Source organism: Rhizobium sp. Root1204 (assembly GCF_001424965.1).
Taxonomy (GTDB): domain Bacteria; phylum Pseudomonadota; class Alphaproteobacteria; order Rhizobiales; family Rhizobiaceae; genus Pararhizobium.
Genome location: NZ_LMCZ01000021.1, coordinates 1 through 26,968, shown reverse-complemented (window position 1 = coordinate 26,968; position 26,968 = coordinate 1). Strand labels below are relative to the sequence as shown.

At 59.0% G+C, this 26,968-nt stretch carries 26 protein-coding genes and 1 pseudogene; 18 read left to right on the top strand and 9 right to left on the bottom strand.

Annotated features, from left to right (window positions below):
* Nucleotides 1-11: 11 nt before the first annotated feature.
* Nucleotides 12-2,483 carry an SH3 domain-containing protein gene (locus ASC96_RS18160; RefSeq protein ID WP_244482166.1) on the top strand — a complete coding sequence of 824 codons (2,472 nt, stop codon included), beginning with the start codon at nt 12-14 and terminating at the stop codon, nt 2,481-2,483.
* Nucleotides 2,484-2,685: 202 nt separating this feature from the next.
* On the opposite strand, the gene ASC96_RS18155 is transcribed toward ASC96_RS18160, so the two are convergent.
* Nucleotides 2,686-3,384: a GntR family transcriptional regulator gene (locus ASC96_RS18155; RefSeq protein ID WP_060504537.1), complete on the bottom strand. Its 699-nt coding sequence runs from the start codon at nt 3,382-3,384 to the stop codon at nt 2,686-2,688.
* Between the two features lie 145 nt (nt 3,385-3,529).
* Here ASC96_RS18155 and ASC96_RS18150 point away from each other — a divergent pair, with 145 nt between their 5' ends.
* The 7 genes from ASC96_RS18150 to ASC96_RS18120 all read left to right on the top strand — a co-directional run bounded on the left by ASC96_RS18150 (nt 3,530) and on the right by ASC96_RS18120 (nt 9,916).
* A complete protein-coding gene (locus ASC96_RS18150; RefSeq protein WP_060504597.1) occupies nt 3,530-5,044 on the top strand; it encodes an aldehyde dehydrogenase family protein in 1,515 nt (504 codons plus the stop codon).
* Nucleotides 5,045-5,169: 125 nt separating this feature from the next.
* Nucleotides 5,170-6,120: a substrate-binding domain-containing protein gene (locus tag ASC96_RS18145; protein WP_060504536.1), complete on the top strand. Its 951-nt coding sequence runs from the start codon at nt 5,170-5,172 to the stop codon at nt 6,118-6,120.
* A 70-nt stretch (nt 6,121-6,190) separates the two neighbouring features.
* On the top strand, nt 6,191-7,210 hold the full coding sequence (locus ASC96_RS18140; RefSeq protein WP_200956640.1) for an ABC transporter permease: 1,020 nt from the start codon (nt 6,191-6,193) through the stop codon (nt 7,208-7,210).
* Nucleotides 7,210-7,947 carry an ATP-binding cassette domain-containing protein gene (locus ASC96_RS18135; protein ID WP_060504535.1) on the top strand — a complete coding sequence of 246 codons (738 nt, stop codon included), beginning with the start codon at nt 7,210-7,212 and terminating at the stop codon, nt 7,945-7,947. The genes ASC96_RS18140 and ASC96_RS18135 overlap by 1 nt, the downstream gene beginning before the upstream one ends.
* A gap of 30 nt (nt 7,948-7,977) precedes the next feature.
* The gene (kduI, locus tag ASC96_RS18130) at nt 7,978-8,820 is read left to right on the top strand and encodes a 5-dehydro-4-deoxy-D-glucuronate isomerase (RefSeq protein WP_060504534.1); all 843 of its coding nucleotides are present in this window, start codon (nt 7,978-7,980) and stop codon (nt 8,818-8,820) included.
* A complete protein-coding gene (gene kduD / locus ASC96_RS18125) occupies nt 8,817-9,572 on the top strand; it encodes a 2-dehydro-3-deoxy-D-gluconate 5-dehydrogenase KduD (protein WP_060504533.1) in 756 nt (251 codons plus the stop codon). Before kduI ends, kduD begins: the two co-directional genes overlap by 4 nt.
* An 11-nt stretch (nt 9,573-9,583) precedes the next feature.
* Nucleotides 9,584-9,916 carry a cupin domain-containing protein gene (locus ASC96_RS18120; protein ID WP_060504532.1) on the top strand — a complete coding sequence of 111 codons (333 nt, stop codon included), beginning with the start codon at nt 9,584-9,586 and terminating at the stop codon, nt 9,914-9,916.
* Between the two features lie 208 nt (nt 9,917-10,124).
* Here the strand turns inward: ASC96_RS18120 and ASC96_RS18115 are convergent, their stop codons facing one another.
* The gene (locus tag ASC96_RS18115) at nt 10,125-11,015 is read right to left on the bottom strand and encodes a LysR substrate-binding domain-containing protein (protein ID WP_060504531.1); all 891 of its coding nucleotides are present in this window, start codon (nt 11,013-11,015) and stop codon (nt 10,125-10,127) included.
* 30 nt (nt 11,016-11,045) lie between these two features.
* Complete coding sequence (locus ASC96_RS18110; protein ID WP_244482164.1) at nt 11,046-11,954, bottom strand: LysR substrate-binding domain-containing protein; 909 nt, start codon at nt 11,952-11,954, stop codon at nt 11,046-11,048.
* A 108-nt stretch (nt 11,955-12,062) separates the two neighbouring features.
* Between ASC96_RS18110 and ASC96_RS18105 the strand changes: the two genes are divergently transcribed.
* From ASC96_RS18105 to ASC96_RS18080, 6 genes are all read left to right on the top strand, one after another.
* Nucleotides 12,063-12,737, top strand: coding sequence for an isochorismatase family cysteine hydrolase (locus ASC96_RS18105; protein ID WP_060504529.1), 675 nt, complete (start codon nt 12,063-12,065; stop codon nt 12,735-12,737).
* On the top strand, nt 12,734-13,036 hold the full coding sequence (locus tag ASC96_RS18100) for a GYD domain-containing protein (RefSeq protein WP_060504528.1): 303 nt from the start codon (nt 12,734-12,736) through the stop codon (nt 13,034-13,036). The genes ASC96_RS18105 and ASC96_RS18100 overlap by 4 nt, the downstream gene beginning before the upstream one ends.
* 122 nt (nt 13,037-13,158) lie before the next feature.
* On the top strand, nt 13,159-13,995 hold the full coding sequence (locus tag ASC96_RS18095) for a transporter substrate-binding domain-containing protein (protein WP_082512151.1): 837 nt from the start codon (nt 13,159-13,161) through the stop codon (nt 13,993-13,995).
* Between the two features lie 16 nt (nt 13,996-14,011).
* Nucleotides 14,012-14,689, top strand: coding sequence for an amino acid ABC transporter permease (locus ASC96_RS18090; protein WP_060504527.1), 678 nt, complete (start codon nt 14,012-14,014; stop codon nt 14,687-14,689).
* A 24-nt stretch (nt 14,690-14,713) separates the two neighbouring features.
* The gene (locus ASC96_RS18085; RefSeq protein WP_060504526.1) at nt 14,714-15,454 is read left to right on the top strand and encodes an amino acid ABC transporter ATP-binding protein; all 741 of its coding nucleotides are present in this window, start codon (nt 14,714-14,716) and stop codon (nt 15,452-15,454) included.
* Nucleotides 15,455-15,465: 11 nt separating this feature from the next.
* A complete protein-coding gene (locus ASC96_RS18080) occupies nt 15,466-16,188 on the top strand; it encodes an MBL fold metallo-hydrolase (RefSeq protein ID WP_060504594.1) in 723 nt (240 codons plus the stop codon).
* A 381-nt stretch (nt 16,189-16,569) separates the two neighbouring features.
* On the opposite strand, the gene ASC96_RS18075 is transcribed toward ASC96_RS18080, so the two are convergent.
* The 6 genes from ASC96_RS18075 to ASC96_RS18050 form a co-directional block, all read right to left on the bottom strand.
* The gene (locus tag ASC96_RS18075; protein WP_060504593.1) at nt 16,570-17,235 is read right to left on the bottom strand and encodes an SDR family oxidoreductase; all 666 of its coding nucleotides are present in this window, start codon (nt 17,233-17,235) and stop codon (nt 16,570-16,572) included.
* Nucleotides 17,236-17,251: 16 nt separating this feature from the next.
* Entirely contained in the window at nt 17,252-18,667 is a 1,416-nt protein-coding gene (locus tag ASC96_RS18070) for a GH1 family beta-glucosidase (protein WP_060504525.1), read from the bottom strand.
* Nucleotides 18,648-20,297: an amino acid ABC transporter permease gene (locus ASC96_RS18065; RefSeq protein ID WP_060504524.1), complete on the bottom strand. Its 1,650-nt coding sequence runs from the start codon at nt 20,295-20,297 to the stop codon at nt 18,648-18,650. Before ASC96_RS18065 ends, ASC96_RS18070 begins: the two co-directional genes overlap by 20 nt.
* A gap of 76 nt (nt 20,298-20,373) precedes the next feature.
* Nucleotides 20,374-21,120 (bottom strand): transporter substrate-binding domain-containing protein, encoded by a 747-nt coding sequence (locus ASC96_RS18060; protein WP_060504523.1) that lies wholly within the window; start codon nt 21,118-21,120, stop codon nt 20,374-20,376.
* A 29-nt stretch (nt 21,121-21,149) separates the two neighbouring features.
* The gene (locus tag ASC96_RS18055; RefSeq protein ID WP_060504522.1) at nt 21,150-22,211 is read right to left on the bottom strand and encodes a LacI family transcriptional regulator; all 1,062 of its coding nucleotides are present in this window, start codon (nt 22,209-22,211) and stop codon (nt 21,150-21,152) included.
* Between the two features lie 445 nt (nt 22,212-22,656).
* Nucleotides 22,657-23,139 (bottom strand): Lrp/AsnC family transcriptional regulator, encoded by a 483-nt coding sequence (locus tag ASC96_RS18050; protein WP_060504521.1) that lies wholly within the window; start codon nt 23,137-23,139, stop codon nt 22,657-22,659.
* Nucleotides 23,140-23,238: 99 nt separating this feature from the next.
* Between ASC96_RS18050 and ASC96_RS18045 the strand changes: the two genes are divergently transcribed.
* The 4 genes and pseudogenes from ASC96_RS18045 to ASC96_RS33925 form a co-directional block, all read left to right on the top strand.
* A complete protein-coding gene (locus ASC96_RS18045) occupies nt 23,239-24,735 on the top strand; it encodes an aminotransferase class V-fold PLP-dependent enzyme (protein ID WP_060504520.1) in 1,497 nt (498 codons plus the stop codon).
* Nucleotides 24,722-25,600, top strand: coding sequence for an MBL fold metallo-hydrolase (locus tag ASC96_RS18040; protein WP_060504519.1), 879 nt, complete (start codon nt 24,722-24,724; stop codon nt 25,598-25,600). Before ASC96_RS18045 ends, ASC96_RS18040 begins: the two co-directional genes overlap by 14 nt.
* A gap of 4 nt (nt 25,601-25,604) precedes the next feature.
* Nucleotides 25,605-26,387 (top strand): sulfite exporter TauE/SafE family protein, encoded by a 783-nt coding sequence (locus tag ASC96_RS18035; RefSeq protein ID WP_244482160.1) that lies wholly within the window; start codon nt 25,605-25,607, stop codon nt 26,385-26,387.
* A gap of 27 nt (nt 26,388-26,414) precedes the next feature.
* Nucleotides 26,415-26,540: pseudogene (locus ASC96_RS33925) on the top strand (IS6 family transposase); the annotation flags it as partial.
* Between the last annotated feature and the right edge of the window lie 428 nt (nt 26,541-26,968).

The window sequence follows — 26,968 nt, the reverse complement described above, 5'->3', positions numbered from 1 at the left end:
CAGATCCCGCGGTGCTGACCGCAAATGTGAATTTCAGAACGGGTCCCGGTACCGGCTTTAGCGCGATGCGGATCATTCCGCAGGGCGAGGAAGTCGATATCAAGGAGTGCGACAGCCAGGCGTCATGGTGTGCGGTAAGCTATTCCGGAGAGAATGGTTTTGTCGCCGGCAAGTACCTCAACCAGTCGGAATCCGATGCTCCTGCCTGGCCGAGGGTCTTCAACACGCAATCCGGGGCAACGGTTACGCTTTTTCAACCACAGATAACCGAATGGGCCGATTTCCGCCGGCTTGCCGCACTTATTGCCACCGAACTCAAGCTGCCAGCTGAAGCGAAGCCAGTTTACGGCATCATTGGTGTCACAGCCAATACGGTTGCCGATGATGACGCCGGGAATGTCACGTTGAGCGATATTAAGACCACGCGCTTGGATTTTTCAACGCTGGACCGCAAGCAGCTATCGGACCTTACTCTCCAGGTTGGAGCCCTGATGCCGACGGACCCGATTGTCGTTTCGCAGGAGCGGTTAACGGCGAGCATCGCGGATTACAAAAGGCTGGCCAACATCCCCGACATCAAGGCGGATCCACCGCCGATCTTCACGAGTGAAACGTCGGCAGTCCTGGTTCAGACCAACGGCAAGGCGGTTTCGGCCCCGGTGAAAGGCGTAGAGGGGCTTTCCTTTGTTGCCAATACCAATTGGGACCTTTTTAAGATCGACGCGACTGGCGCCTACTACCTCCGGGACGAGAAGAACTGGCTGACATCAACCGCTCTAGAGAGCGGCTGGGTCGAGGCTGACACGGTTCCGGATCTAATTTCCAAGCTGCCGGCCGACGAGAACTGGAAAGACGCGAGAGCAGCGCTTCCGCCGGTCCGTTTCTCCGCGAATTCGGTGCCAAAGGTATTTTATTCAGACACGCCGGCAGAACTGATGATTGTCGAGGGGCAGCCAGTCCTTGAGGCGGTACCGGGCACAGGTCTCGAATGGGTATCGAATTCGACGGGAGCGATCTTCTATCACACGGCAAGCAAGACCTGGTATACGCTTCTTTCCGGGCGATGGTTTTCGGCGACGTCGCTCGACGGTCCGTGGGCGTTTGCGACAACCAAATTGCCCGCCGGCTTCCTAGCCATACCTGACGATACCTCCTATTCGGCGGTGCGGGCTTCGATCCCAGGAACCTCGGAGAGCGCGGAGGCGCGCCTGAAAGCCAGCATTCCCAGAATGGCGCGCGTATTGACCGACGGATCGGTCAAAGTAGAGGTAAGTTACAGCGGGGAACCGATATTCGAGCCGATCGAAGGCACGTCCATGTTCTATGCAATCAATGCGAACGAACAGGTGATCAAAGTCTCGGACAAGTACTTTGTGCTCAAGGACGGCATCTGGTTTGTTGGAGACGCGCCCACCGGACCTTTCGCGGTCGCACATACCGTCGCCGAAGAAATCTACACGATTCCCCCGTCGTCGCCGGTCTACAACGCCACCTATGTCCGCATTTACGAAGCAGAACCGGATGCCATCTGGTATGGGTACACGCTCGGCTATCTCGGCGTCTACCTGGCTTGGGACACCCTCGTGTGGGGATCAGGCTGGTATTATCCGCCCTATTGGGACGATGATTACGACGGCAACTGGACGCCTTACCCACCGCCGATCAGCTATGGAGTGGGCGCCTACTACAACCCCGCCTACGGGACTTTCGGGCGCTACGGCTATGCCTACGGGCCGGAACGGGGCTTGGTTGCCGGTTCTGCATACAATCCGAGAACCGGAACCCATGTTCGCGCCGGTGCGGTCGCCGGACCGAGCGGGCAGCGGGGGTTCATTTCGGCCTACAATCCACGCACGGGCAACGCTTTTGCTGCGCGAGGAGGTCAGAACGTCTATGGTTCCTGGGGCAGTGTTTCCGTCAAGCACGGTGGCGAATTCGCGCGTATCAGCGGCGGTTCCACGGGTAGTGCAGGCGGCCTGCGCTGGCGCAACACGGAAGGCGATAAGGGCTTTCTTGTCGGAAGCAAGGGCGGCGATGTCTATGCCGGGCGGGATGGCAATGTTTATCGCCGCCAGGACGGACAATGGCAAAAGCACTCGCCCGACGGCTGGAAACCGGTTCAGCGCCCGGATGGAGAAAATCTCAAGAATGCGGGGCAGCGTGACGGTATAAAGCGACCGCAAGCGGCGCAACGTGGGCAGAACCTGCGCGACAGTCCAGCGGTGCGACGCAATCAGCAGCGCGCCCCCGACCATCTCAATTTTGACCGGAACGGCCGACAGTTCGGTAATCAGTACGAACTTAACCGCAACTATGGCCGGCGCTCCCCGCAAACCGGCGGAAACTTCCACAACTTCGACCGTGGTGGCTTTCAAGGTGGAGGCAGGGGCAATGGTGGCTTTTACGGCGGCGGCGGCCGTGGCGGCGGAGGAGCAGTTATACGGGGTGGCGGTGGCCGGGGTGGCGGTGGACGCGGCCGCTGAACCGCGCAATTTTCCTCGGGTTGATGCCGATCCGGCTGCTACCACAGCGGAAATAAACGGTCAGCGACGTCGAACGCAGATTTAGCAACGTCAGGGTTGCGAGAACTGGCCGAACCAATACGTTTGCTCTGAGGGCGAGGGGCTAACCTGCTACCAAGTCCACCCTTAAGCCGGTTTAATGCAACGCCAAGTCATAGCGCCGCTATTCGAACAATTCGCGGTTATCCGCTTCAATCTGCGGCAGATCATTGAGGATGCCGTTCAGGTGAGCGCGCATGGCGTCGGCGGCGGCATCGGCATTTCGAGCGTCGATGGCGACAACGATCTTTTCGTGTTGTTCGATGAGATTGTTCATGGAAGCGGGGTTGCGGAGCTGCAGATTGCACACCCTATCCATATGCGCCTTGATGTCTGAAATCGCATTCCAGGCGAGACCGCAGCCGGCGCCCTCGGCAATGGCGATATGAAATTGCTCGTCTTCCCGGCGGAAGGCGTTGTGATCATGGTCTGACATGGCCATACGCTGCCGTTCGAGAATGCTGTCGATCTTCCGGCGCGTCCACGTATCGAAGCTTTCGCTCGCGCGCCGGGCGACAGCCACCTCGATTGCCTCGCGGACGAAACGGGCCTCCATCATTTGGCGCGCCGAGATACGAACGACAACGGTGCCGCGATTGGGGCGGATTTCGACCAGCTTTGATTTTCCAAGCGCAATCAGTGCCTCGCGCACGGGCTGCCGGGACACGCCGAGACGGGAGGCGATTTCCTGTTCGGACAGGCGGGAGCCTGGCGCCAGCTCGAGGCGGATGATCGCCTCGCGCAAATCACGCTCGACCTGAGCAGCCGTCGTCTCCCCGGTCTCGATCTTCAACGGATCAATCTTCAAAGTTTCAAGGTTCATGCTTTTCGCCACCGCGGTCTCGTTGACATTCGTTTTTAGCCACCATACAGTACCATACAACTTGACGACAGCACAAGCGCGGCGCTCGAAGCGCCAAGCCAGGATGGAGGAGCCGGGACGTGAAAATCCCGGTCAGTTGATGACGATACATTCCAATTTCATAAGCCCAGATTCTAGTGATCCGCGTCTGCAGAGTAAATCCCGCTACAAGATGCTTGTCGACGGCAAGTCGGTTGATGCGGCATCGGGAAAAACCATCGACCGTGTGAGCCCGGGGCATGCCGGCGTCGTCGTCGGAACCTGGCCGGAGGCTTCCGCCGATGATGTTCGCTTGGCGATTGCTGCTGCCCGCCGCGCCTTCGACAACGGTCCATGGCCACGCATGTCTGGCGCCGAGCGCTCACGCCTCATGTTCAAGACGGCGGAACGCATTCTGGCCAATGTCGAAGAACTCGCCCTGATCGAAAGTCTGGAGGTTGGAAAACCGATCGCCCAGGCTCGCGGCGAAATCACCTTTTGCGCCGATCTCTGGTCCTATGCGGCCGGGCAGGCGCGCGCACTGGAAGGCCAGACGCACAACAATATCGGCGATAACCGTCTTGGCCTCGTGCTGCGGGAGCCGGTCGGTGTTGTCGGTATCATCACGCCCTGGAATTTCCCATTCATTATTGCATCCGAGCGTGTGCCGTGGGCGATCGGCGGTGGCTGTACAGTCGTGTTGAAGCCATCGGAATTTACCTCCGGCACCTCGATCCGCATGGCGGAGCTCGCCCGCGAGGCCGGTATCCCCGATGGCGTTTTCAATGTCGTCACGGGATACGGTGACCCGGCGGGCCAAGTCCTCGCCGAGGACCCGGGCACGGACATGATCGCCTTTACCGGTTCTGGCCGCGTCGGCGTCAAACTTGGCGAAATCGCCGCTCGTAGCGTCAAGCGCGTCGGTCTCGAGCTTGGCGGCAAGGGGCCGCAGATCGTTTTCAATGATGCGGACCTCGAGGCGGCTGCCGATGGTATCGCCTACGGCGTCTATCACAATGCCGGCCAGTGCTGCATTTCCGGCAGCCGCCTCCTCGTACAGGAAGGCATCCGCGACGCGTTGCTCGATCGCCTGCTCGAAATTTCCCGCAAAGTCACCTTCGGCGATCCGCTGAACGAGCGCACGAAGATCGGTGCGATGATCTCGGAAACGCATGCTGCCAAGGTGCACTCCTATGTGGAGGCCGGGCAGGCTGCCGGCGCCGAACTGCTGCTCGGTGGATCGAGGGCCGGCGAGGGCGCCGGGCTCTATTATGCGCCGACAATCTTTTCCGGTGTCACCGCCGACATGTCGATTGCCCGCGAGGAGATTTTCGGGCCGGTCCTATCGACCTTGACCTTCAAGACGGCAGATGAGGCTGTCGCGCTCGCCAACGCATCGGAATTCGGTCTTTCGGCCAGCGTCTGGTCCACCAATCTTGAAAACGCACTTCAGAGCATCCGCCGTATCCGGGCCGGGCGCTGCTGGATCAACAGCGTCATCGACGGTGCGCCTGAACTGCCAATCGGCGGCTACAAGAAGAGTGGTCTCGGGCGGGAGCTCGGCCGCTACGGCTTCGATGAATATTCGCAGTTCAAGGGCATTCACGTGACCTTGGGCCGGCCGGATCCTTGGTTCGGGTGAGATTGCTCATTCGACACTGAGGCAGAGGAGGAAAATCTCGGCTGGCGCGATCTTTGGTCGGAGCCCGCCAGCCGAGACATGGGTCTTTCGACCCCGATTGCACATCCAAAGGGAGGATACGCAAAATGAAATTGACCAGACTGAAAACCGCAATGCTTGCGGCGTGCGCAGCTATGGCTTTCACAACGTCCGCCATGGCGGCCGATGTCAAGGCGACGATGATCATCTACCTCGATCCGAGTGTTCAGTTCTTTAACCCCGTCGTGAAGGGCGCACAAGATGCTGCAGCACAGTTCGGCGTCGATCTCGACGTTCAATATGCCAACAACGATCCGGTACGCCAGAATGACCTGATCGAGAGCGCCACGGCGAGCGGAGTCGACGGCATCGCCGTCGCTATCTCCTCGTCTGACGCTTTCGACGAAAGCATCTGCAAGGCGGTCAAGGCCGGCATCATCGTCATCGGCTTCAACAACGACGATCTCGACGGTGCCAAGGGTAATTGCCGCCAAGCCTATGTCGGCATGGATGAATTTGCCTCGGGTTATGAGCTCGGTAATCGGATGGTCGAGCAGTTCGGCCTGAAGGAAGGCGACATGGTCTTCAATCCGCGCGAAATTCCGGAAGCCAGTTTCGCCGTCGCCCGTGGCGGCGGCATCGAAAAGGCGATGAAGGAGCATGGCATCAAGGTGGAGACGGTCAAGTCCGGCCTCGATCCGGCCGAAGCGCAGAACATTCTCGCTCAGTTCCTCATCGCCAACCCCAACACCAAGGCTCTGTTTGGCACAGGCTCAGTTACCTCGACCGTGGGAGCGGGCGCCATCAAGGACGCTGGTGTCAACATTCCGTTCGGCGGATTCGACCTCGCGGTCGAAATTGTCAACGCGGTGGAATCAGGTGCCATGTTCGCGACGATGGACCAGCAGCCTTACCTGCAGGGCTACTATCCGATCGCCCAGATCGCGCTGGCGAAAAAGTACGGCCTGACCCCGACTGACGTCGACACCGGCCAGGGCGCTTTCCTCGACAAGTCGCGCATCTCGTCCGTCAAACCGTTGATCGGCAGCTACCGGTAAGCGAGACGCCTGAAGGCCTTCCGGCGACAAGCCGGAAGGTCACCGCGATCCCTGGAACAGAGTAACGACAGTGACCTACGCCATGACCGACAGTGCCGTGCCGAAATCGCGCACGAAAAAACAATCGCTGCTCAAGCAGATCATGACCATGCCGGCCGGAGCCATTCTCCTGGTTTTCGTCTCCTTGCAGATCGTCTGCATCGCCGGTGCGCTCATTTATCCCGACAGCTTCCGTTATCTCTCGCCGCAGAACCTGACAATCCTGATGAAGGCCATTCCGGTCCTCGGCTGCCTGGCGCTGGGCGCCGGCGTGCTCATGATCGCCGGAGAGTTCGATCTGTCGATCGGCTCTGTCTACACCTTGACCGCTGTGCTGATGGCGAGCCTTGTCGATAGCGGCATGAGCGCTTTTCTTGCCGCGCCGCTCGGTATTCTCTTGGGTATCATGATCGGTCTGCTCAATGGCGCGATCACGCTGCGCTTCGGCCTGCCATCCTTCATCGTCACGCTCGGTGGCCTGCTGTTCTGGCGGGGTGCGGTGCTGCTCTACAATGGCGCCGTGCAGGTTCGCTTCGATCCGGAACCGGCCTTTTCCGGCCTCTTTGCCGGTACACTTTTTGGCATTAACGCCGCCTTCATCTGGATTGTCCTGTTCGTTATAGGCTTCTATCTGTTGATGCACCGTCACAAGTTCGGCAACCATGTGTTCGCCACCGGCGGCAATCCTGCGGCGGCAACGGCGATCGGCATCAATACCGATCGCGTCAAGATGGTCGCTTTTGCCATCGCCGGCGGCATGGCGGCTGTTGCCGGCATCCTTGCCACGGCGCGTGTCGGCAGCGTCCAGCCGGGGCAGGGTGCCGGTCTCGAACTGCAGGCGATCGCGGCTTGCGTCATTGGCGGGCTTTCCCTTCGCGGCGGCCGTGGCTCGATCATCGGCATCTTCCTCGGTGTTATGCTGATCCACACCATCACCGACGTGCTTCTGCTCCTGCGCGCACCCGGCTTCTACCTCGACATGTTCATTGCAACCCTGATCGTCGTTGCTGCCGCCTTCAACCATCTTATCGAACGCCGGGGGGCTGCGTGATGTCCGCGTCCAATCTACTCGAACTGCACAATATCTCGAAAAGCTTCGGTGCCTTGACAGCGCTGCGGGACCTATCGTTTCACATCGGCCCAAGCGAAGTCGTCGGTCTTCTCGGCGACAACGGCGCCGGCAAGTCGACCACGGTCAATCTGATCTCCGGCATTCACAAACCGACCTCCGGCCATCTGAGCGTCGATGGCCAGAAAACGCTCTTCACTTGCCGCTCGGATTCTGCCGATGCCGGTATCGAAACCATCTATCAGAACACAGCTCTGGTGGATTCGCTGTCGATCACCCGCAATATCTTCATGGGCCGCGAGCGCACCAATGCCTTCGGCTTCCTGAAGCAGGCCGAGATGCGCGACATCGCCATGGAGGTGCTGAAGAAGGCCGTCCATATCTCCGGAATCGATTCTCCCGACAAGCTTGTGGGCGATCTCTCTGGCGGGCAAAAGCAGGCAGTCGCCATCGCCCGCGCGGTGTTCTTCAAGCGGCGGGTACTTTTGCTCGACGAGCCTACCTCGGCTCTCTCCGTGCGAGAAACCGAGGCGTTGCTGTCGCAGGTTCTGAAACTGAAGGCTGAAGGCGTCTCGAGCGTGCTGGTGACGCACAATCTCTATCACGCCTATCAGGTCTGCGACCGCTTCGTGATCATGAGCCATGGAACCAAGGTCTTCGACGTCAAGAAGGCCGATACGACGATCAGTCAGCTGACAGAATACGTCGTTCTCACCTGACAATCCCATCCAACGCCAAGAGGCAAATCCGTGACAATTTCCGTAAATGTTCGCCAAGTTGTTGGCCCCGAAGATGCTGCGAAGCGCGATACGAACGGCCTGCGCGACGGGTTTCTCATCGAGGGGCTGTTTTCCAAGGGCCGTATCAATCTCACTTACAGCCATCTCGACCGGATGATCGTCGGTGGTGTCGTCCCGACGGATAGAGACTTGATGATCGGCCAGGTTAAGGAAACCGGTACCGAGCAATTTCTCGAAAGGCGTGAGGCCGCGATCCTTAATATCGGTGGACGCGGTCGGGTTCTTGCCGGTGAAACCGAATATACCCTTGGTTTCCAGGAGGCGCTTTATGTCGGCATGGGCGAGGGGGATCTGACCTTCAGAAGCGACGATCCAGCCAGTCCGGCCGAGTTCTATGTCCTGAGCGCCCCCGCGCATCGCAGCTGCCCCACCGTGCTCATCACGCTCGACATGGCCAAGAAGGTGCGTACCGGTTCCGCTGAGGAGGCCAATGCCCGCACGATCAACCAATATGTCCATCCGGATGTCTGCGAAAGCTGCCAGCTTCTGGTGGGGCTCACCATGTTCGAGCCGGGCTCGGTCTGGAATACGATGCCAGCGCATGTCCACGACCGGCGAATGGAGGTCTATCTCTATTTCGGCATGGAAGAATCAACACGGATCTTTCATTTCATGGGTGAGCCCCATGAAACACGCCACCTCGTGCTGAAGAGCCATGATGCGGTGCTGTCGCCGGGGTGGTCCATCCACTCCGGTGCCGGCACCGGCCGCTACTCCTTCATCTGGGCGATGGCGGGCGACAATATGAGCTTTACCGACATGGACAGGGTGCCGATGGACAGTCTGCGATGAGCCCGTTCGATCTTTCGGGCCGCTGCGCCATCGTCACCGGCGCCAATACCGGTATCGGTCAGGCGATTGCCGCCGGTCTCGCCGCGGCAGGGGCCGACATCATCGGTGTCGGCCGTTCGCCGATGGCGGAGACAGCTGGTCAGGTGGCGGCAACGGGCCGCGTCTTCCATTCGCTTCTGGCCGATCTCTCGCAGATGGAGGAGGTCCGTATCCTTATCGAGCGTGCCTCCGCCCTGCGGCCACACCCGGATATCCTGGTCAACAATGCCGGGATTATCCGCCGCGCCGATACGATCGATTTTACCGAGGAAGATTGGGATGCCGTCATGGATACCAACCTGAAATCGGCGTTCTTTCTCTGCCAGTCCTTCGCGAAGATGGCGATCGCGGCGCAAATGCCGGCCAAGATCATCAATATTGCCTCGCTCCTGTCCTTCCAGGGTGGCATTCGCGTGCCGTCCTACACCGCAGCCAAGAGCGGTTTGGCCGGACTGACACGGCTGATGGCCAATGAATGGGCGTTGCGCGGCATCAATGTCAATGCGATTGCCCCGGGCTATGTCGAAACCAACAACACCACGGCGCTCAGGGCGGATGCCGAACGCAATGCCGATATCCTGAAACGTATTCCCGCCGGGCGCTGGGCGCGCGCGGACGATATGGCGGGTGCTGCTGTTTTCCTCGCGTCGCGTGCGTCGGACTATGTGCATGGTACGATCCTGCCCGTCGATGGCGGATGGCTGGCACGATAAAGGAGTTATTTATGATGCCTGATTTCTATACCCTTCCAGAAAGCCTGACATGGACGGAAACCTCGCCTGGTAACCGCCGGGCGGTTCTTGCGCACCGTCCCGAAATGATGCTGGTCGCCTTCAGCTTCGACAAGGGGGCGATCGGCGCTCTCCATTCGCATCCGCATACGCAGGTTAGCTACGTGGCCAAGGGGAGTTTCGAGGTCACTGCCGATGGCGTGACTACGACACTGCCGGCCGGCAGTAGCTTCATCGTCGCACCAAATCTCGTCCACGGCGTCGTGGCGCTGGAGGACGGGTTGCTGATCGATACGTTCACGCCAAGTCGTGACGATTTTCTGTAGCGCATTCTCAAATTCGGAAAATTGAGAATAAAAGCTCTACTGCATTTTAGTCCGGGCGGCGGGAAGATCCTCTCAAGAGCTTGTTTGTCCGACCAACGCGAGTTTCGTTGGATTCAAGCAAGAATGCTCAGTGGCTTCCCACCTAACTCTGAAATCCGTCGGAGACCTCGGGTCTTTTATTTCAAGCGTATTGATGTTCATGTGGCATTCAAGGCATTGACGCCTCCTCGATTAGCCAATCGATGAACGAGTTTACCTCGGCAGTCTCCCGTTTCGCTTCCGCGCAGATGCAATAGTAATTGTGAAGGGCTGGGACGCTGAGTTGAAGCGGTTGAACAAGGCGTCCCTCATTGAGATCGCGCGCGGAAACGACTTCATCGCTAAGCGCCACGCCAAAGCCATCTCGGGCGGCTTGGAGCACGATGCCGAAGTCGTCGAAGTGCACATCGGCCTCACCAGCATAGGGAATGCCAGCTTCCGCCTGCCAGCGACGCCATTGCGAACCGTCGTCTTCGTGCAGCAGTCGATGATAGGCGAGATCGGAGGGTTGTCGGATGGCGTTCGGTCCGCGCAGGAGCTGGGGGCTGCAAACCGGAGTCATGCGGATTCCGTGGAGCAGGCGCCACCAGAAACCCGGCCACGGTGGCATGCCATAAACGATCGCGACATCGGTCTTGCGCCAGTCAACGTCATGGAAGCGGCTGGAAGTAAGAACCTTCAATTGGAAACTGGGGCTTTCCTCCATAAAAGTGAAAAGTCGGGTGGCAAGCCATGCAACACCATGAACTTGCGGGATGGAGATGGTCAGGGCCTGCTTTGGTGCTCCGCCATATTTATGCACCGAGAGCTGGCGCACGCCGGTGTGAATGGCGTCCATGGCGCTTGCCACCGAGCGCTGGAGTTGGCTTCCGCTCGGGGTCAAAGCCAGTTGCCTGCCGCGTTTCTGGAAGAGGTCGACGCCCAGTGTCACTTGCAAGGCCCGGATCTGCTGGCTGACAGCACCCGGCGTCACATGCAGCTCCGCTGCCGCCGCACTGACATTACCGAGCCGCGCGACGCTCTCAAAGACACGAAATGCATGAAGGGGTGGCAGCGACATCGAATTCTTCCTCAATCGGCGTTCAACGGATCAAGCATTTTGATCCCGTCCTGGACGCAACTGCTCGACCACACGATCGGCCAGCGTCCGCAGGATGGGGTCGTTCGCGCGGTCAACCGGGCAGACAATATAATATTCCCGCGCCGCATTGATCGTAGTGGAGAACGGCTGGATAAGCCGCCCTTCGTTCAGGAAGTTTCGCGTCAGCACATCCGAAACGAGTGCCACGCCGCGGCCCTGAACAGCGGAAGCGATCGCCTGCGCTACCGAGTTCACCCGGACACGTGTATTGCCTTCAAGGGCGATCCGGGCCGCGACGGACCATTTCGCCCATTCCCCGCCGTCATCTTCATGTAATAGCGCGACGGAGCTTAGTTTCCCGTCGCGATTGCGCAGGTCGAGCCGAGGGAACAAAGTTGGCGAACACACGGCGCAGAGCCGGACCTCGCTAAGCGAGCGCCAGTATTTTCCGGTGAACGGCGGATTATCGTAGACGATCGCCATGTCGTTTTCCGCCCAGTCGACCTCTGCTGCGGTGATCGCCTCGTTAATGGTGAGGTTGGAAATGCCGTGCCCCTGAGCAAAATCGACGAGGGTCGCTGTCAGCCATGCGATCCCGAGCGCAGTCGGTACCGAAACCGACAGTGATGCGGGATGGTCTCCGGAGATCAGTTTCCGCGATGCCCGCGTGGCCGTATCGAGCTGGCCGAGGGATATGGCGACGGTCTGCGAAAAATCCCTGCCCGCCTGGGTGAGGGCGACATTCCGGCCTGACTTCCGGAACAGGATAATGCCTGTCGCATCGCTCAGCTTCTTGAGTTGCAACGAAATCGCGCTCGGACTGAGGTGCAATTCCGCCGCCGCCTGCCTCACGCTGCCGAGGCGCGCAGTCGCTTCGAACGCGGGGAGATATTGCAGGTAGGGCGGGAGGCGGCTCATCTGGATATCCGGCTGATCGTTTAGCATTATAGAACGATATTGGTGATTTTAAATTGATTTTTTAAAACTGTTAAGGGTGCTATCCAATCTGCAAAGAGGAGCTTTCTAATGATCTCGGCAAAACCATTCGACTACCCCTATGACGGCAATCTCGATGCTCGCAAAACGGCGCTTGTTGTCATCGACCTGCAGGAGGATTTCCTTTCCACCACGGGTTATTTCGCCCGCCAGGGTTATGATCCAGCGCCCCTTCGCGCGATCCTTCCCGCGGTGAACCAGCTCATCGCTGCCTGCCGCGAGGCGGGCATCCGGATCATTCATACCCGGCAGGGGTATCGCGAAGACCTTGCGGATATGACGCCTTACGAAAAATGGCGCCGGCAGCGGTCGGGTCTAGAGGGTACGACTGCGCTGCTACGGTCCAGCCCCGGTTTTCAGATCGTTCCTGAACTTGACGTGCGCCCGCAGGACATCATTGTCGACAAGACCTGCAACAGCGCCTTTACCTACACCGATTTCGAGCATGTGTTGCGCGCGCAGGGCATTACACACCTGCTTTTTTCAGGCTGCACCACCGACGTTTGCGTCCACACGACGCTGCGCGAAGCCTGCGACCGGAATTTCCAGTGCCTGACAATCTCGGACGCCTGCGCCAGCGGTGATCAATATGCGCATGAGGCTGCCTTGCACATGGTCACAGTAGAGAACGGCATTTTTGGCGCGCTGACCGATACCGCAGCGGTGCTCGCTGGTTTGAAAAGACTGGAAAGTTCCAAACGATGAGCGAGATCCGAAAATACGTCTCCCTGATGCGCCTCACGCAAAAGGGGCTCACCGAACTGACCGACAGCGCGAAACGCCGGAAGGTAAGCGAGGACCGCGTCGCAGCGCTCGGCGGGCGGTCGATCGCCTTTTACGCCCTGCTTGGGAACTATGATTTCATGCAGGTTTTTGAAATGCCGAGCAATGAAGCGATGATGCAATACGTCCTCACCGCGCGCCGCGACGGACATGTCGAGCCGCTTATCCTCCCGGCATTCGACACAGAGACATACGGCCAGATTCTAAATGCCGTAGGCTAGGAAAAAGTTTAGTTTTTCTGCGGATTTTTCATGAAAACATTTAGCTTGTTTGCGAATGGCGCTCGTATACGACTTCACTAAAGGCTGATCCAAGAAACCAAAAACAAGGGAACACGACCACGATGAAAGCAACACTGGGAACGAAATTGACTTTTGTGGCAGGCACAATGTTTGCCGCTTTCCTCAGCGCCGGTACAGCTCTTTCCGCCGACCAAAAGCCCGATTTTGTATCGGGCGGCATCTTGAAGATATGCACCAGCGGCGAATTCCCGCCGATGGAGTATTATGAAAATCCCGGTGATAAGGACCTGATTGGCTTCGAGATTGACGTCATGGACGCGATCGCCAAGCGCTGGGGTGCTAAGGCCGAATATATCGTCGGCGACTTCAAGGGCCTGCTTCCTTCGCTCGATTCCAAGCGCTGCGACCTTGTTGCAAGCGGCATCATGATCACGCCGCCCCGCCTGGAAAAATATGACGGCATCCCGTATTTCGGTTCTCACGTCGTACTGGTCACTGCGGCGAACGACACGGAGACAAGGGTCCCGGCCAATGTTAGCGGCAAGATCATGGCGATCGAGGCCGGCACGACTTACGAAAAGACGGTGGCCGATCTCAATGCCGAATTGGAAGCTGCCGGCAAGGAGCCAATCCAGGCGCAGACCTACCCGTCCGCGTCCGGCGTGATCGAGCAAATCCTGGTCGGCCGCGCGACCGCAACGATCACGCAGGATACGACAGCTGCATATCGTATGCTTCAGGTGCCGGGTCGACTGGCCATTCCTTATACTTACGATGAAAGCGAAAACTACGGCATCTACCTGCGCAAGAGCGATGGCGACCGGCAGATGCTGAAGGACGCGATCGAGGCTCTGCAGGCGAGCGGCGAGATGAAGGCGTTTCTCAAGAAGTGGAACCTGCCGGAAGCTTCGACCGACGTTGCCCACGACGTGAACTGACGATAGGTGGTCCACGTTGTTTGACCTCGACCTCTTCCTGCAGGCGATCTTCAGTGCCCCCCTTTTAAAGGGGGCACTCCTAACGATCGGCCTCTCTCTCTGCGTCATGGCTGTGTCCCTCGCGCTTGGCATGGGACTTGGCTCCATGGCAGGCTCACCGCGCCGCTCTGCCCGTTGGCTGGCAACGTTCTATGTTTGGCTGTTTCGCGGCGCACCCGCACTCCTCGTCCTGCTGTTTGTGTGGAACGGCCTGCCACAGATTTCCGAAATCTTTCGGGCAGGCTGGTTCACGCCGTTCTTCGCGGCCTTCTTGGCGCTATCGTTGATCCAGATCGCCTATCTGGCAGAAATCCTGCGCAGCGCCTTTGCCGCTGTGGGGCATGGACAACGAGAGGGCGCGGCCGCGCTCGGTATGCATCGCTGGCAGATCTTTCTGATCATCACCATGCCGCAGGCGCTCAGGATCGCGGTTCCCGCGCTGATGAACGAGTTCATCTCGCTATTGAAGGCCACGTCGCTTGCGACCGTGATCTCGCTGAAGGAACTGATGACCGTGTCGCAATTCGCGATCGCCACCAGCTTCCGCTTCCTCGAATGGTACGGTGCAGCCCTTGTCTACTATCTTGTCATCGTTTCTGTGCTGACGCTCGCCCAGAACCGCATCGAACATGTGCTTTCGCGGGGCTACCGCTGATTGCCGTAAACCCATGGGGTGGATATGAACACGCAAACCGCAATTCAGGTTTCTGGCGTCAGCAAATGGTACGGAACTTTCCAGGTCCTTAAGGGCATTGATTTGGCCGTGAACAAGGGCGAGCGCATTGTCATCTGCGGCCCATCAGGCTCGGGAAAATCGACGCTGATCCGCTGTATGAACCGTCTGGAGGAGCATCAGCAGGGCTCGATTGTCGTCAATGGCGTCGAGCTCACCAGCCAGCTCAAGCGCATCGATCGCGTGCGAAGCGACGTGGGCATGGTCTTTCAGCACTTCAACCTGTTCCCGCACCTGACGGTTCTGGAAAACTGCACGGTTGCCCAGCGCTGGGTGCGCAAGCTGCCAAAAAAGCAGGCAGTCGAGGTAGCGATGAAATATCTCGAACGTGTGCACATTCCGGAAAAGGCTGACAAATATCCGGGCCAGCTTTCCGGCGGCCAGCAGCAGCGGGTCGCGATTGCACGCGCCCTCTGCATGAACCCAAGCATCATGCTGTTCGATGAGCCGACCTCGGCACTCGATCCTGAAATGGTCAAAGAGGTGCTCGACACGATGATCTCGCTCGCAGCTGACGGCATGACCATGGTTTGCGTCACCCACGAGATGAATTTCGCGCGCGAGGTCGCGAGTGAAGTGGTCTTCATGGATGGGGGCCAGATCATCGAGCGCAACAAGCCCGGCATCCTGTTTTCCGCACCGACACACGAGCGCACAAAGCGCTTCCTCGGCAAGCTGCTGCATTGAGCGAGGCCATCTTGACCAACACGAACTGGTTTTCAAAGGAGAGGATTTCGGATCGGCTCACCCGCGTCTGGGAGCCTCATGTCCATAAGTTCTTTCAGGCTAATATATTCCATGTCATCGGCAAGGACGCCGACCTCGTCATCGATTTCGGCGTGGGCCTCGCCAATCTGGGGAGCGCGTTAGGCATTCCTTATGGCAAGCCGGTGCTCGCGGTAGCAACTCACGTTCACGTTGATCATGTCGGCTCGTTCCACGAATTCGAAGACCGGCTTGGCCACACAGTTGAGGCCGAGGCCTTCGCGCTCATGCCGGATGCCGACACGCTCGCCGGCTATTTTCGCAGGCAGCCGGACGCCTTAATCGCAGCAGCTCCCGGGGGAATGACGCCGGCAACCTACAGAATTACGCCCGCACCGCTCACCAGGGTGCTGGCGGAGAACGACGCCATCGACATCGGCAACGCCTGTTACACGGTTTTGCATCTTCCCGGCCATTCTCCCGGATCCATCGGGCTGCTCGACCAGAGGACGGGGGAGTTCTTTAGCGGAGACGCCATATACGAAGGAGGTCTGGTGGATGATCTGCCGGGATGCAACGTCGAACACTACAAAGGCACCATGAAACGACTGGCAGAGCTTGACGCAGACCTCGTTCACGGAGGGCATGGACCGGCGTTTGGGAGAGAGCGGTTGCGCGAGATCGCCGTGACTTACCTCCATTCGAAAGGATGCTGAAAGGACCGACCTCTTCCCGCGCGATGAAAGTCTGAGCATCGTGAGCACTGCCAGAGGGGCGCGGTCCACGCCGAAATCGCGCAGCCGCGCGTGCGATCTAAGTTACGTCTCACCACCTAACCTTTCGACGTGCTCCAACGATGTCAGCCATGGGGTAAATTCGAAAATTAGCGCACAGCGGTCGCATGACCACTCTCGCCTTCTACCCTGCCAAGAGCAATCGGTGGCGAAGATAAAGAGGATCACGGGTAAATCTGGTCATCCCACCAGATCCCACATTTTGATCGATGCTCTTCAGCTTTGACGAGGATGCGCTTTATCTGTTCGACGCGCAGACAGGATTGGCGCTAGGCTGACCGGGGCTTCCGGCCAGCCTAATCTTCACCAGGAAACGGCTTGTCCATCGAAGGCGCGGAAACTGGCACTGCCCGCCAGCGTGGCTCCATCGATGATACGGCGCAATCCCGTAGCGCTATCTGCGACGGGCACGACGGCGTCATCGCCGCCCATGTCGGTTTTCACCCATCCCGGATGCAGCGACACAACTGTGATGCCGTCGGCACGCAGGTCCTGAGCGAGTTTGACGGTTGCCATGTTTAGGCTCGCCTTTGAGCAGCGATATGCATAATCACCATCGTCGTCATCCAGCGTGCCCTCGGCGATCGAGCCGGCACGGCTGCTGATATTGGCAACAATTTTTCGTTTGCCGGACAGCAGGTTCGGCAAAAGCGCGCGTGTCACGAGCAGGGGCCCGAGTGTGTTGATGCGCATGACCTCCAGGAAATCGACAGGCTCCAGCGATTGAAGTCCGCCGGTGTCGCCACGGATGCCGGCATTGTTGATCAGCACGTCGATCGGCATACCATCCAGGCGGCGCGCCAGATCGAGAATGGATGCCGGGTCGGCCACATCGAGCGTCTCCGGCACGATGCCGTCTTCGGCCGCCGGTGTCATGGCGCGGCCGCAAGCGATCACACGCCAACCGGCCGCTGCATATTGCTGTGCCATCACGCGGCCGAGGCCGCGCATGGCACCGGTAATCAACACCGTTGACTGAATGCCTTCAGCGGCCACTGCCAGCGCTCCTTGCCGATTCCGAATGGCTCTGTGCTGCGATCCGGCCGTAGATTTCGCCTGAATATTTGATCGTCCTTACCTGCGTATGGAAATCGACATGGGTGATGCCGAACGGCGTCGTGTAGCCATAGGCCCATTCGAAATTGTCGGTCAGCGTCCAGGCGAAGTACCCCTTGACCGGCACGCCTTCGCTGGCGGCCTTGGCGACATAATCGAGATGGTCGACATAATAGGCGGCGCGAATGTCGTCCCAGACATGGCCGTCGGCCGAGACGGTTTCCGGTGCGGTGGCAACGCCGTTTTCCGAAATGTAGATTTCCTTCGGTGCGTAATTCTCATGCACATAGTGCAGCACATCGTAGATGCAGCGCGGCCAGATTTCGTAGTTTACCTCGGAATAGGTGCCTTCCGGCTGTACGCGCTGGAAATTCAGCGGTGCCAGCTCCGTGCCCTCGGCCATGACGGACCTGCGGTAGATATTGACGCCGAGATAATCGACCGGGGCGGCAATGACGGCATTGTCGTCCGCATGGATCGGGGGCAGCAGATCGCCATAGAGGTCGAGCATGTCCTGCGGATAGCTGCCCTTGAACACCGCATCGAGGAACCAGCGGTTCTGGGCGCCGTCGAAGCGTCTGGCTGCAGCGATATCGCGCGGGTCGCCGGTTGCGGGCTCTGTCACGTTGAGATCGAAGACGATGCCGACCGCGGCGTCGGGAACTTCTGAACGGATGACGGGCACTGCGCGGCCATGGGCGAGCAGCGCATGATGGCTGGCGGTGACGCCGCCCTTGGTGCCGTCGAAAAGACCGGGCGCATCCTCGCCGCTGGCATGGCCCGACCAGCAGAATGTCCAGGGTTCGTTGAGCGTCGTCCATTTCTTGACGCGGTCGCCGAAGGCGCGGGTGGCAACGGCGGCATAATCGGCGAAATGCTCAGCCGTTTCGCGATTGTACCAGCCGCCGCGATCCTGCAGCGCCTGTGGCAGATCCCAGTGATAGAGGGTCGCATAGGGCTCGATACCGGCAGCGAGCAGATCGTCGATCAGCCGGTCATAGAAGGCGATGCCCTTCTGGTTGACGGCGCCGGAGCCGTCCGGGATCAGTCGTGCCCAGGCAAAGGAAAACCGGTAGGCGCCAAGCCCGATGGCTTTCAGAACAGCGATGTCTTCGCCCCAGCGATGGTAGTGATCGCAGGCGACGTCGCCGCTGGACGCGTCGACGATAACGCCGGGCACCTTGCAGAAGCGGTCCCAGATGCTTTCGCCCTTGCCGTCTTCGAAAGGCGCGCCCTCGATCTGGTAGGCGGAGGTGGCGGCGCCGAAGACGAAGCCCTGCGGCAGTACGAGACCTGCTGCGCGTGCTTCAAGAATCTTGCGGTCATTAGCGATGTTTGACGTCATATTTTCTCTCGATGGTGTTGACGAGGCTTGCCGCGGCAAGCGTCAGGACGATGTAGAAGATGGCAGCCGAGTTGTAGGGAGCAAACGGCAGGAAACTTGCCGACTGGAACTCGCGCATGCGCTGGGTGATATCGCGGATTGACAGGATGGACAGGAGCGAGGTGTCCTTGAGAATGGCGATCAGCTCGTTGCCGAGCGGCGGGATGATGATCCGGAACGCCTGCGGCAGGACGACGAGACGGGCCGCCTGCCAGCGGGTAAGGCCGATACTATACGCGGCCTCCACCTGGCCTGCGGGAATGGCGTTGATGCCGGAGCGGAAGATTTCAGCAAGATAGGCGGAATAGGCGACCGCCATGGCGACGATACCGCGCACGAGGTTCGGCGGATCGACGACACCCTGCGTCGCATCCTTCAGCGCACCACTGAGCGGCAGGCCGACATAGAGCACGATCACCAGCATCGGGATGCCGCGAATGGTATCGACGATGAATTCCGAGCCGATTGCCAATGGATGCCTTCTGTGCAGAAAACCGCCGAAGGTGAGCAGGCCGAGAATGATCGCCAGCACGGCGATAGTGATGCCCGTCGAGCGGTCACGGTCGTTCAGCATTTCTGTCTGCCAGAGCACGGGCCAGCCGGCTGGGACTGAGGCAGTTGGTAGAAGGGCCGCGCTGACATCTTCTTTCTTTGCGAGCGCGGCGATCGCTTCGGCAGGGCCGAGGAAGGTTCTCACCGGCGTTTCGGTCGCCGGTCCGCCCGGATACTGGCCATAGCGAACAGCGCCAATCAGCGATGACGGGGTATTGCTGACGATAGCGACCTTGCCGGTCAGTGTCCCAGTCAGCACAAAGCTGTCGCGTGGCTGGGTGAGGAACCAGGTGGCTGCCAGTGCCAGAAGCAGCGTTGCGGCTGTGAACAGCTGGCCCGTCCGCTTCTTGTAATGCAGTTGCAGCAGTCCAACCCAGACCAGCCCCATCAGGGCCGCGAGAAGATAGGCGGCAACGGCGGCGCGGATGGTCGTGGCGACCCCGGCGGCGAAGGCAATATGGGCAAAGAAGAACAGACCTGCCGCGCCAGCGCCATTGATCAGGCCGACAATCCAGCGTCCGGTGCGGCGCAGACCGTTCTCGGAGCCTTTGTGCCGTGTCGCGATGAAAAGACCAAGGCCAATCAGCGTCAGGATTAAATAGACGGGATAAAGGATGGCTTCGACCTGGCGCAGCGTGAGATCGGCGGCCTCGGTCAGCTGCCGGGGGGTGACACCCTTGACGACGAGTGTCGAGGTGAAAGAATCCACGCCATTGGCCACGACCGAAGCGGCAAACGGATGAATGGCGCCGCTGGCAAAAATTGTTGCCGCCGCCATCAGATTAAGCGCGGCGCAGCCGAGCGCCAGCTGCGGCCGGTTTGACTTGGCGCGCGAGAAGGCAAGCAGGGCAATGCCGGACGAAAAGGCGATCGCCAGCGCCAGGAAACCGGGCACGAAGGCGGACGAACCGTTTTCGACGCCAAGGATGGCGCGCAGCGAGCGCTGATAATCTGCCGAGGACGTGAACAGGTAGATGATGAAGGGTAGCGCGGTCAGGATGATGAGATTGCTGGGCCGCACGCGTTTCAGGAATGACATTCATTCCTCCGCAGGAGTGGTTCGGAAACATTTTGAAAGCGGTTCCCGGAGCGCGAACGCTCCGGGTTCGCCGGGCTTACTTGAGGCCCCAGTATTTGCCGATCAGCTGATCGAGCGTGCCATCGTCCTTGATTGCCTTCAGGCCTTCATTAAAGGCGGCGATGTTGGCGTCGTCCTTGCGGAAGACGAGGCCGAGCGGGTCGGACTGCAGATCCTTGATGGCAACGACGAGTTCGCCGGCAAACTCGCGCTCATAGGCCGCAGCGTTGGCGCCATTGATGACGACGCCGTCGACATCCTTGTTCTTCAGGGCAATGACGGAGGCTGAGAAGCTATCGTATGCGGCGACGTTTTCCTTGCCCACGATGCCTTCGGCAACCTGTGCGTCTGTCGTATTGGCCTGCGCCGAGAGCTTCTTGCCCTGCGACTTGAAGTCATCCAGCGAAATTCCTTGGTCGGCGACGCGCATCAGCACTGCTTGACTGTTGACGATATAGGGGTCGGAAAAGTCCATCGCCTTCTTGCGTTCGTCGGTGATCGAAACGCCGGAGGCGACCAAATCGAAGCTGCCCTGATCGAGTGCCGCGAAGATGCCGTCCCAGCCGGTGGTGACGAACTCCGCCTGGCAGTTGATCTTGGCGCAGATGGCATTGACCACATCGACGTCGAAACCGACGATCTGGCCGCTGGCCGGATCGATGCTTTCCATTGGCGGCGAGGTGGTGTCGGAACCGACCTTCAGAAGCTTGCCGCCGAGATCGGCTGCATGCGAAGCGCCGGCTGCAAGTGCTGCCATGGCAAGGGCAATCAAATATGTCTTCACGTTCGTTCTCCTCCGTTTGTGAATGGGTGTCAGGCCGGGCGCGCGCCGAGATTGTCGGGCTGCCTTTCGATCAGGGTTGGCCTGAAAACCTGCCTCAGCGTCTGCGGATCTCCTCCCGCCATCCGCTGCAACAGGAACTCTCCGAGCGTCCTGCCGAGGACTTCGATGGGTTGGTAAAAGGTCGTGATCGGCGGCGTGAAATAGGCGCTGACATTGATATCGTCGTAAGCGATGACGTCGATATGAGTGCCCGCCTGTAGCCCGAGGCTGCCAAGCCCCGAGAGTACGCCAAGCGTCGTGGATTCGTTGATGCAGATGAAGGCTGTCGGCGGTTCCGGCTGCTGCAGCAGGTCAAGCGCACTTTCGCGGCCAAAGCGGGTCGACAGGTCCCCTTCGGCGATCAGGTCCGCCGGTGTCTGAAGCCGGGCTTGCGCAAATGCGCGGGAAAAACCGTCGATCCTGTCCATGGCATAGGAGAGGGGGCGTTGAGGGTTGATCAGCGCGATGCGGCGATGACCGCCGGCAATCAGCCGTTCCGTGGCGGCAAAGGCTGCCCATTCATTGTCGATATCGACATGCGCGTAGGTGAGCGGCTTGCGGCAGCGGCCGAGTGACACGAAGGGAAAACCGCTTTCGACCAGAAGATCGATGCGCGGATCGTCAGCGAGGATGCCGGAAAAGATGATACCATCGGCAAGGCCCTGATCCATGATCCGGCGCGCCATGTCGCAGCCATCCTGGGTGTCGCGGATGACATGAACGGAGATGCGATAGTCGGACCCTTCCAGTGCCTGGCTGATGCCGCTGAGGATCTGGGTGTATTCGACACCGTCCCATTCATAGTCGCGCACTGCGGTCACCGGCATCAGCACCGCCGCCTGATAGGTCTTGCCGGTTCGAAGCGCCATGCCGCGGGCATTGGCCTGATAGCCGACCTCCTGTGCCGCCTTGAAGATAGCATCCTTGGTTGCCTGAGCAACGACGGGCGAGTCCCTGAGTGCTTTGGAAATGGTGGCGATGGAATAGCCGGTGAGATCGGCCAGCGTCTTGATGGTCGGCGGTGTGCGGCGCGCTGATTCAGTTTCCGCCATGCATGCCTCCCAGCTCGCCGACCTGATGACGGGACTCGTATCAGGCAATAAAAACGTTTTCAACAAGAATAAAATCGTTTTTATTTTGAGATCTACGTGAGGGGCAGGTGCATACGTGGCGACATACGATCCATCCTAGCATTTGAGAGAGAGACGAAATTTCCAGCGTTATCAACATTTTAGGAAATTTTAATATGGATCTCCGTAGGCAATGCAGAGATAACATTTCGGCGGGTCACGTCTGCGAATGTTTCGGAAATTTGTGAACTGAGCGAGAGTCTTCCCCGAAGAGCAGAGGGAGTTTGTCGCTGACAACGGGCGGTCGATTGCAGAAGGTTTCTGCTCGGAATCGGCTTGATTCCCGGGGATTTATGGCCGATCGCTGCCTGAAACGCGGTTATAAATCCTCACCGCGAATTGCGACAAGTTAAGGCAGCGCCAACCTTTAACGAAGTCGGCTCAAATCGGCCGGGCGATTATTGATGATCGCTTCCATGGAAAAGAAGCCGGTGACAGTGGCAAGATCGAAGTTCGTGATGAGTTTCTGGTAAAAAGCGTCATATCCTGACATGCCGCGGGTCACGACCTTGATCAGGTAGTCCCAGTCACCGCCGATCCGGTAGAAGTCGATCACCTCAGGCAGGCGTTCCACATGAACGCGAAAACCATCGATCCATTCCTTTGAATGGTGGCGGGTGCGGATCATCACAAAAACGGTCAGGTCGAGCCCGAGAGCCTTCAGATCGATCTCACTATGCGTGCCGCGAATGAGACCGGATGCGTGAAGGCGCTGCAGGCGGCGCCAGCACGCATTTTGGGACATACCGACCTTGTCGGCGAGGTCACGCTGCGACAGGCTGGCATTGCTTTGCATGGCGGACAAAATCTTCATATCAAAATCATCTATTTTGAATGATTCACCGCTCATATGACACGTTCTCTCGTAAAATAGGCAAAAAATAGGTGACTTATTTGATCGTGGAGCAGGATACGATCTGCGTCAATAGATTGATGTCAGGAGATCACCGTGGACCTTGCTCAACCCGTGCCGAAACAGAGCTCTCCTCTGACGAGGTTTCGTCAAAGCCTGAATGTTGCGGACGTTATTGCCGAGTTGCGCGATGGTCTCGTTGGCGCGAAGGCGAGGGTTTGCGGGCCTTATGGTGACAAGCCGCTGGTCTATGCCGACTATGTCGCATCGGGTCGAGCGCTTCACCAGATCGAGAGCTTCGTGCTTGAGGAAGTGCTCCCCTATTATGCCAATAGCCATACGGAAGCGTCCTATTGCGGTGGCTTCATGACCCGTATGCGTCGGCAAGCACGCGCGTTGATCGGTGAATTCTGCGGTTCGACGGACCAGCATGCGGTGATCTTCACCGGCTCCGGCGCGACCGCGGGTATCAACCGCCTGGTCAAACTGTTCGGTGTCACCGCGACGGTTGCGGCTGGCAAACATGCCCGCGTCATTATCGGCCCTTACGAACACCACTCAAACATCCTGCCCTGGCGCGAAAGCGGCGCGGAGATCATCGAAATCGCCGAGCATCCGCAGGGCGGTCCTGATCTGTCGCTTCTAAAGGCTGCACTTGAGGACACAGGCGCGGATCTGACCATCTGCAGCCTGTCTGCGGCCTCCAACATCACTGGCATCATCAGTGATGTCGCGGCGATCACTGCGATGGTCAAGGCCGCGGGTGCCAGGATGATCTGGGACTATGCCGGCGCCGGTCCCTACCTGCCGATTTCCATGACGCCGGCGCCCGGCGCCGACATCGATGCGATCGTTGTATCACCGCACAAGTTCATCGGCGGCCCAGGTGCCTCAGGCATCCTGATCCTTCGCCGCGACAGCCTGGTGACTGACAAACCCTCGTGGCCGGGCGGTGGAACGGTCAAGTTCGTCTCGCCACAGACGCATGATTATTCCGACAGCGTTGAATCCCGCGAAGAGGCAGGCACGCCGAATGTCGTCGGCGATATCCGTGCAGCACTTGCCTTCATCGTCAAGGAGGCAATCGGTGCCGAAGCCATGACCGCGCGCAACCGCGAACTGGCGCAGCGCGCGTTCGATGCCTGGAAAGGCCTGCCGCAACTGGAAATTCTCGGTCTCGTGGAGCCGGATCGGCTGCCGATCTTTTCGTTCCGTGTGAAGAACGGCAAGGGGGGCCATGTCCACCAGCAACTGGTGACCCGCATGCTGAGCGACCGGTTCGGCATCCAGGCCCGCGGCGGCTGTGCCTGTGCCGGCCCTTACGTGCATCGGCTGCTGTCGATCGACGGCGAACAGTCCGAGACTATCCGTCAGGCCATCCTGTCCGGTGATGAAATCGAAAAGCCGGGGTTCATTCGGCTGAACTTCAGCGTTCTGCTGCCAGACGACAAGGTGCAGTTCATTCTCGATTCGGTCGCGCAGATCTCCATGGATGCTACGGATTTCGAGGCCGACTACGATGTCGATCCTAGCCGGGCGATCTTCTCTCCGCGAGCAGAAGTCAGGAAAGGCTCCGTTCATGCTGCAGCCTGAGGTCAAAGGCTTCTACGATGCCCGTACCGGCAGTATTCAGTATGTCGTCGCCTGTCCGAATACCCGCCAGTGCGCCATCATCGATCCGGTTCTCGATTTCGACGAGAAGTCGGGCTCGACGGCCACCGCCAACGCCGACGCCATCCTCGACCACGTTCGTAGCCACGGCCTTCAGGTCGTGTGGATCCTGGATACCCATCCGCATGCGGATCATTTTTCCGCAGCGCGATACCTGAAGGCTAAGACCGGTGCCCTCACTGCGATCGGCGAGCATGTCAGGGACGTGCAGACAATCTGGGCGCAGATCTACAACTGGCCGGATTTCGCCTGCGACGGCTCGCAATGGGATCGTCTGTTTGCCGACGCCGAAACCTTCAAGATCGGTGATCTCGACGCTCGAGTGATGCATTCGCCGGGGCATACGCTGGCCTCGATCACTTATCTGATTGGCGACGCCGCCTTCATCCACGACACGCTCTTCATGCCCGATAGCGGTTCCGCGCGCGCGGATTTCCCCGGCGGCAACGCCACCGATCTTTGGAAATCGATCAACGATATCCTGAACCTGCCGGAGGAAACCAGGTTGTTCACTGGCCATGACTATCGGCCAGGTGGGCGTGAGGCGCTTTGGGAAAGCTCTATCGCCGAGCAGAAGGCTAGCAATCCCCATGTCGCAGGCCGGTCTATGTCGGACTTTGTCGGACTGCGCGAGGCGCGTGATGCAACCTTGCCAATGCCTAAGCTCATACTGCATGCGCTGCAGATCAATATTCGCGGCGGAGAATTGCCAGCTTGCGAGGAGAACGGCCGGCGTTACTTGAAGATTCCGCTTGATGCCCTTCCCGGGTCGGTATGGGGAGCTTGACCACTTGGACGGTTCGCTCCACCAGGTCCTGCTCGCAATCGCTTCCGGATCGCTGATTGGCTGCGTGCTGGGTCTGATCGGAGGCGGCGGGTCGATATTAGCGACGCCACTCCTCGTCTATGTGGTTGGCATCCGCGACGTTCATACGGCGATCGGAACCGGGGCGCTTTGCGTCTCGGTTAACGCCTACCTCAATCTGATCGGCCATGCGATCAAGGGCCATGTCTGGTGGCGCTGCGCACTGATCTTTGCATTTGCCGGCGCCCTCGGCGCCTATCTCGGTTCCAGCTTCGGTAAATTCGTGAACGGCCAGAGCCTGTTGTTCGCCTTTGGCCTGTTGATGATGTTCGTCAGCTTTGCAATGCGCAATGTGCAGAACCAAGCGGACATCACCGCTCGTTCGCTGACAATACAAACGCAGGGCAAAACTGGTGCGGTCGCGCTCGCAACAGGGTTCGGGTCCGGATTCTTTGGCATCGGAGGCGGGTTTCTGATTGTGCCTGGGCTGCTGCTATCGACCCGAATGCCTCTCATCAACGCGGTCGGCACATCCCTGTTCGCCGTCGGCACGTTCGGGCTCACGACAGCGGTGAACTACGCCCTGTCGGGTTATGTCGATTGGCTGATGGCCGGATACTTTATCGCCGGAGGCGTGGGCGGGGGGATCGTTGGGACGATTGCGGCCGGTCATCTTGCCAGCCATCGGACCGCACTAGCCGTTATTTTTCGTTGGGTCATCTTCACGGTCAGCATCTACGTGATTTGGCAAAGCGCTGCTGCATTGTGATCGAAAGACACGCCAGCCTGCCGTTCACTGTGGCACCATTGCTCTCTCGTTGAAATCATTGCCAACGCCGTGTGGCTCAATTTCAGCCTACCTCTCTGCCTGCGAATGGTCGAGGGCTTGCTGGCTGCCCGTGGGGTCTTGGTCTCGCATCAAAGGGGCCGGCTTTGGGTGGCGAAATTCGGGCGTGGAAAGGTTGATCAGATATGATCTCTCTTAAAGGAGCAGGATCGCCACAACGCGCATGACTTCGGTTCGTCCGGCAATCAGGAACGTCTCCTTCAGGTCCAGGCAAGCTTCGCCATGAAACCTGTGAACCCGATTCGCCCTCAATGACCGTCCATCACAATCAGGTTGACCTGACATTACGCCTAATTTGGAGGGCCAATGGCCATCTTCTTTCGCACCTTCATAGATGCAGATGCCGCGTTCGAGAGAATAGAGACTTCTCTATCGGGAACTCCGGCATTCGACGGTTACTTCAGTGTGAACCGCACCGGGTTTGCCGGAGGCCATTTCGTTTAAGTTATGCGGCCATGGCTGGCTCGTCCAGCATGGCGTAGTATCGCTCTTCGGCTTCGGCT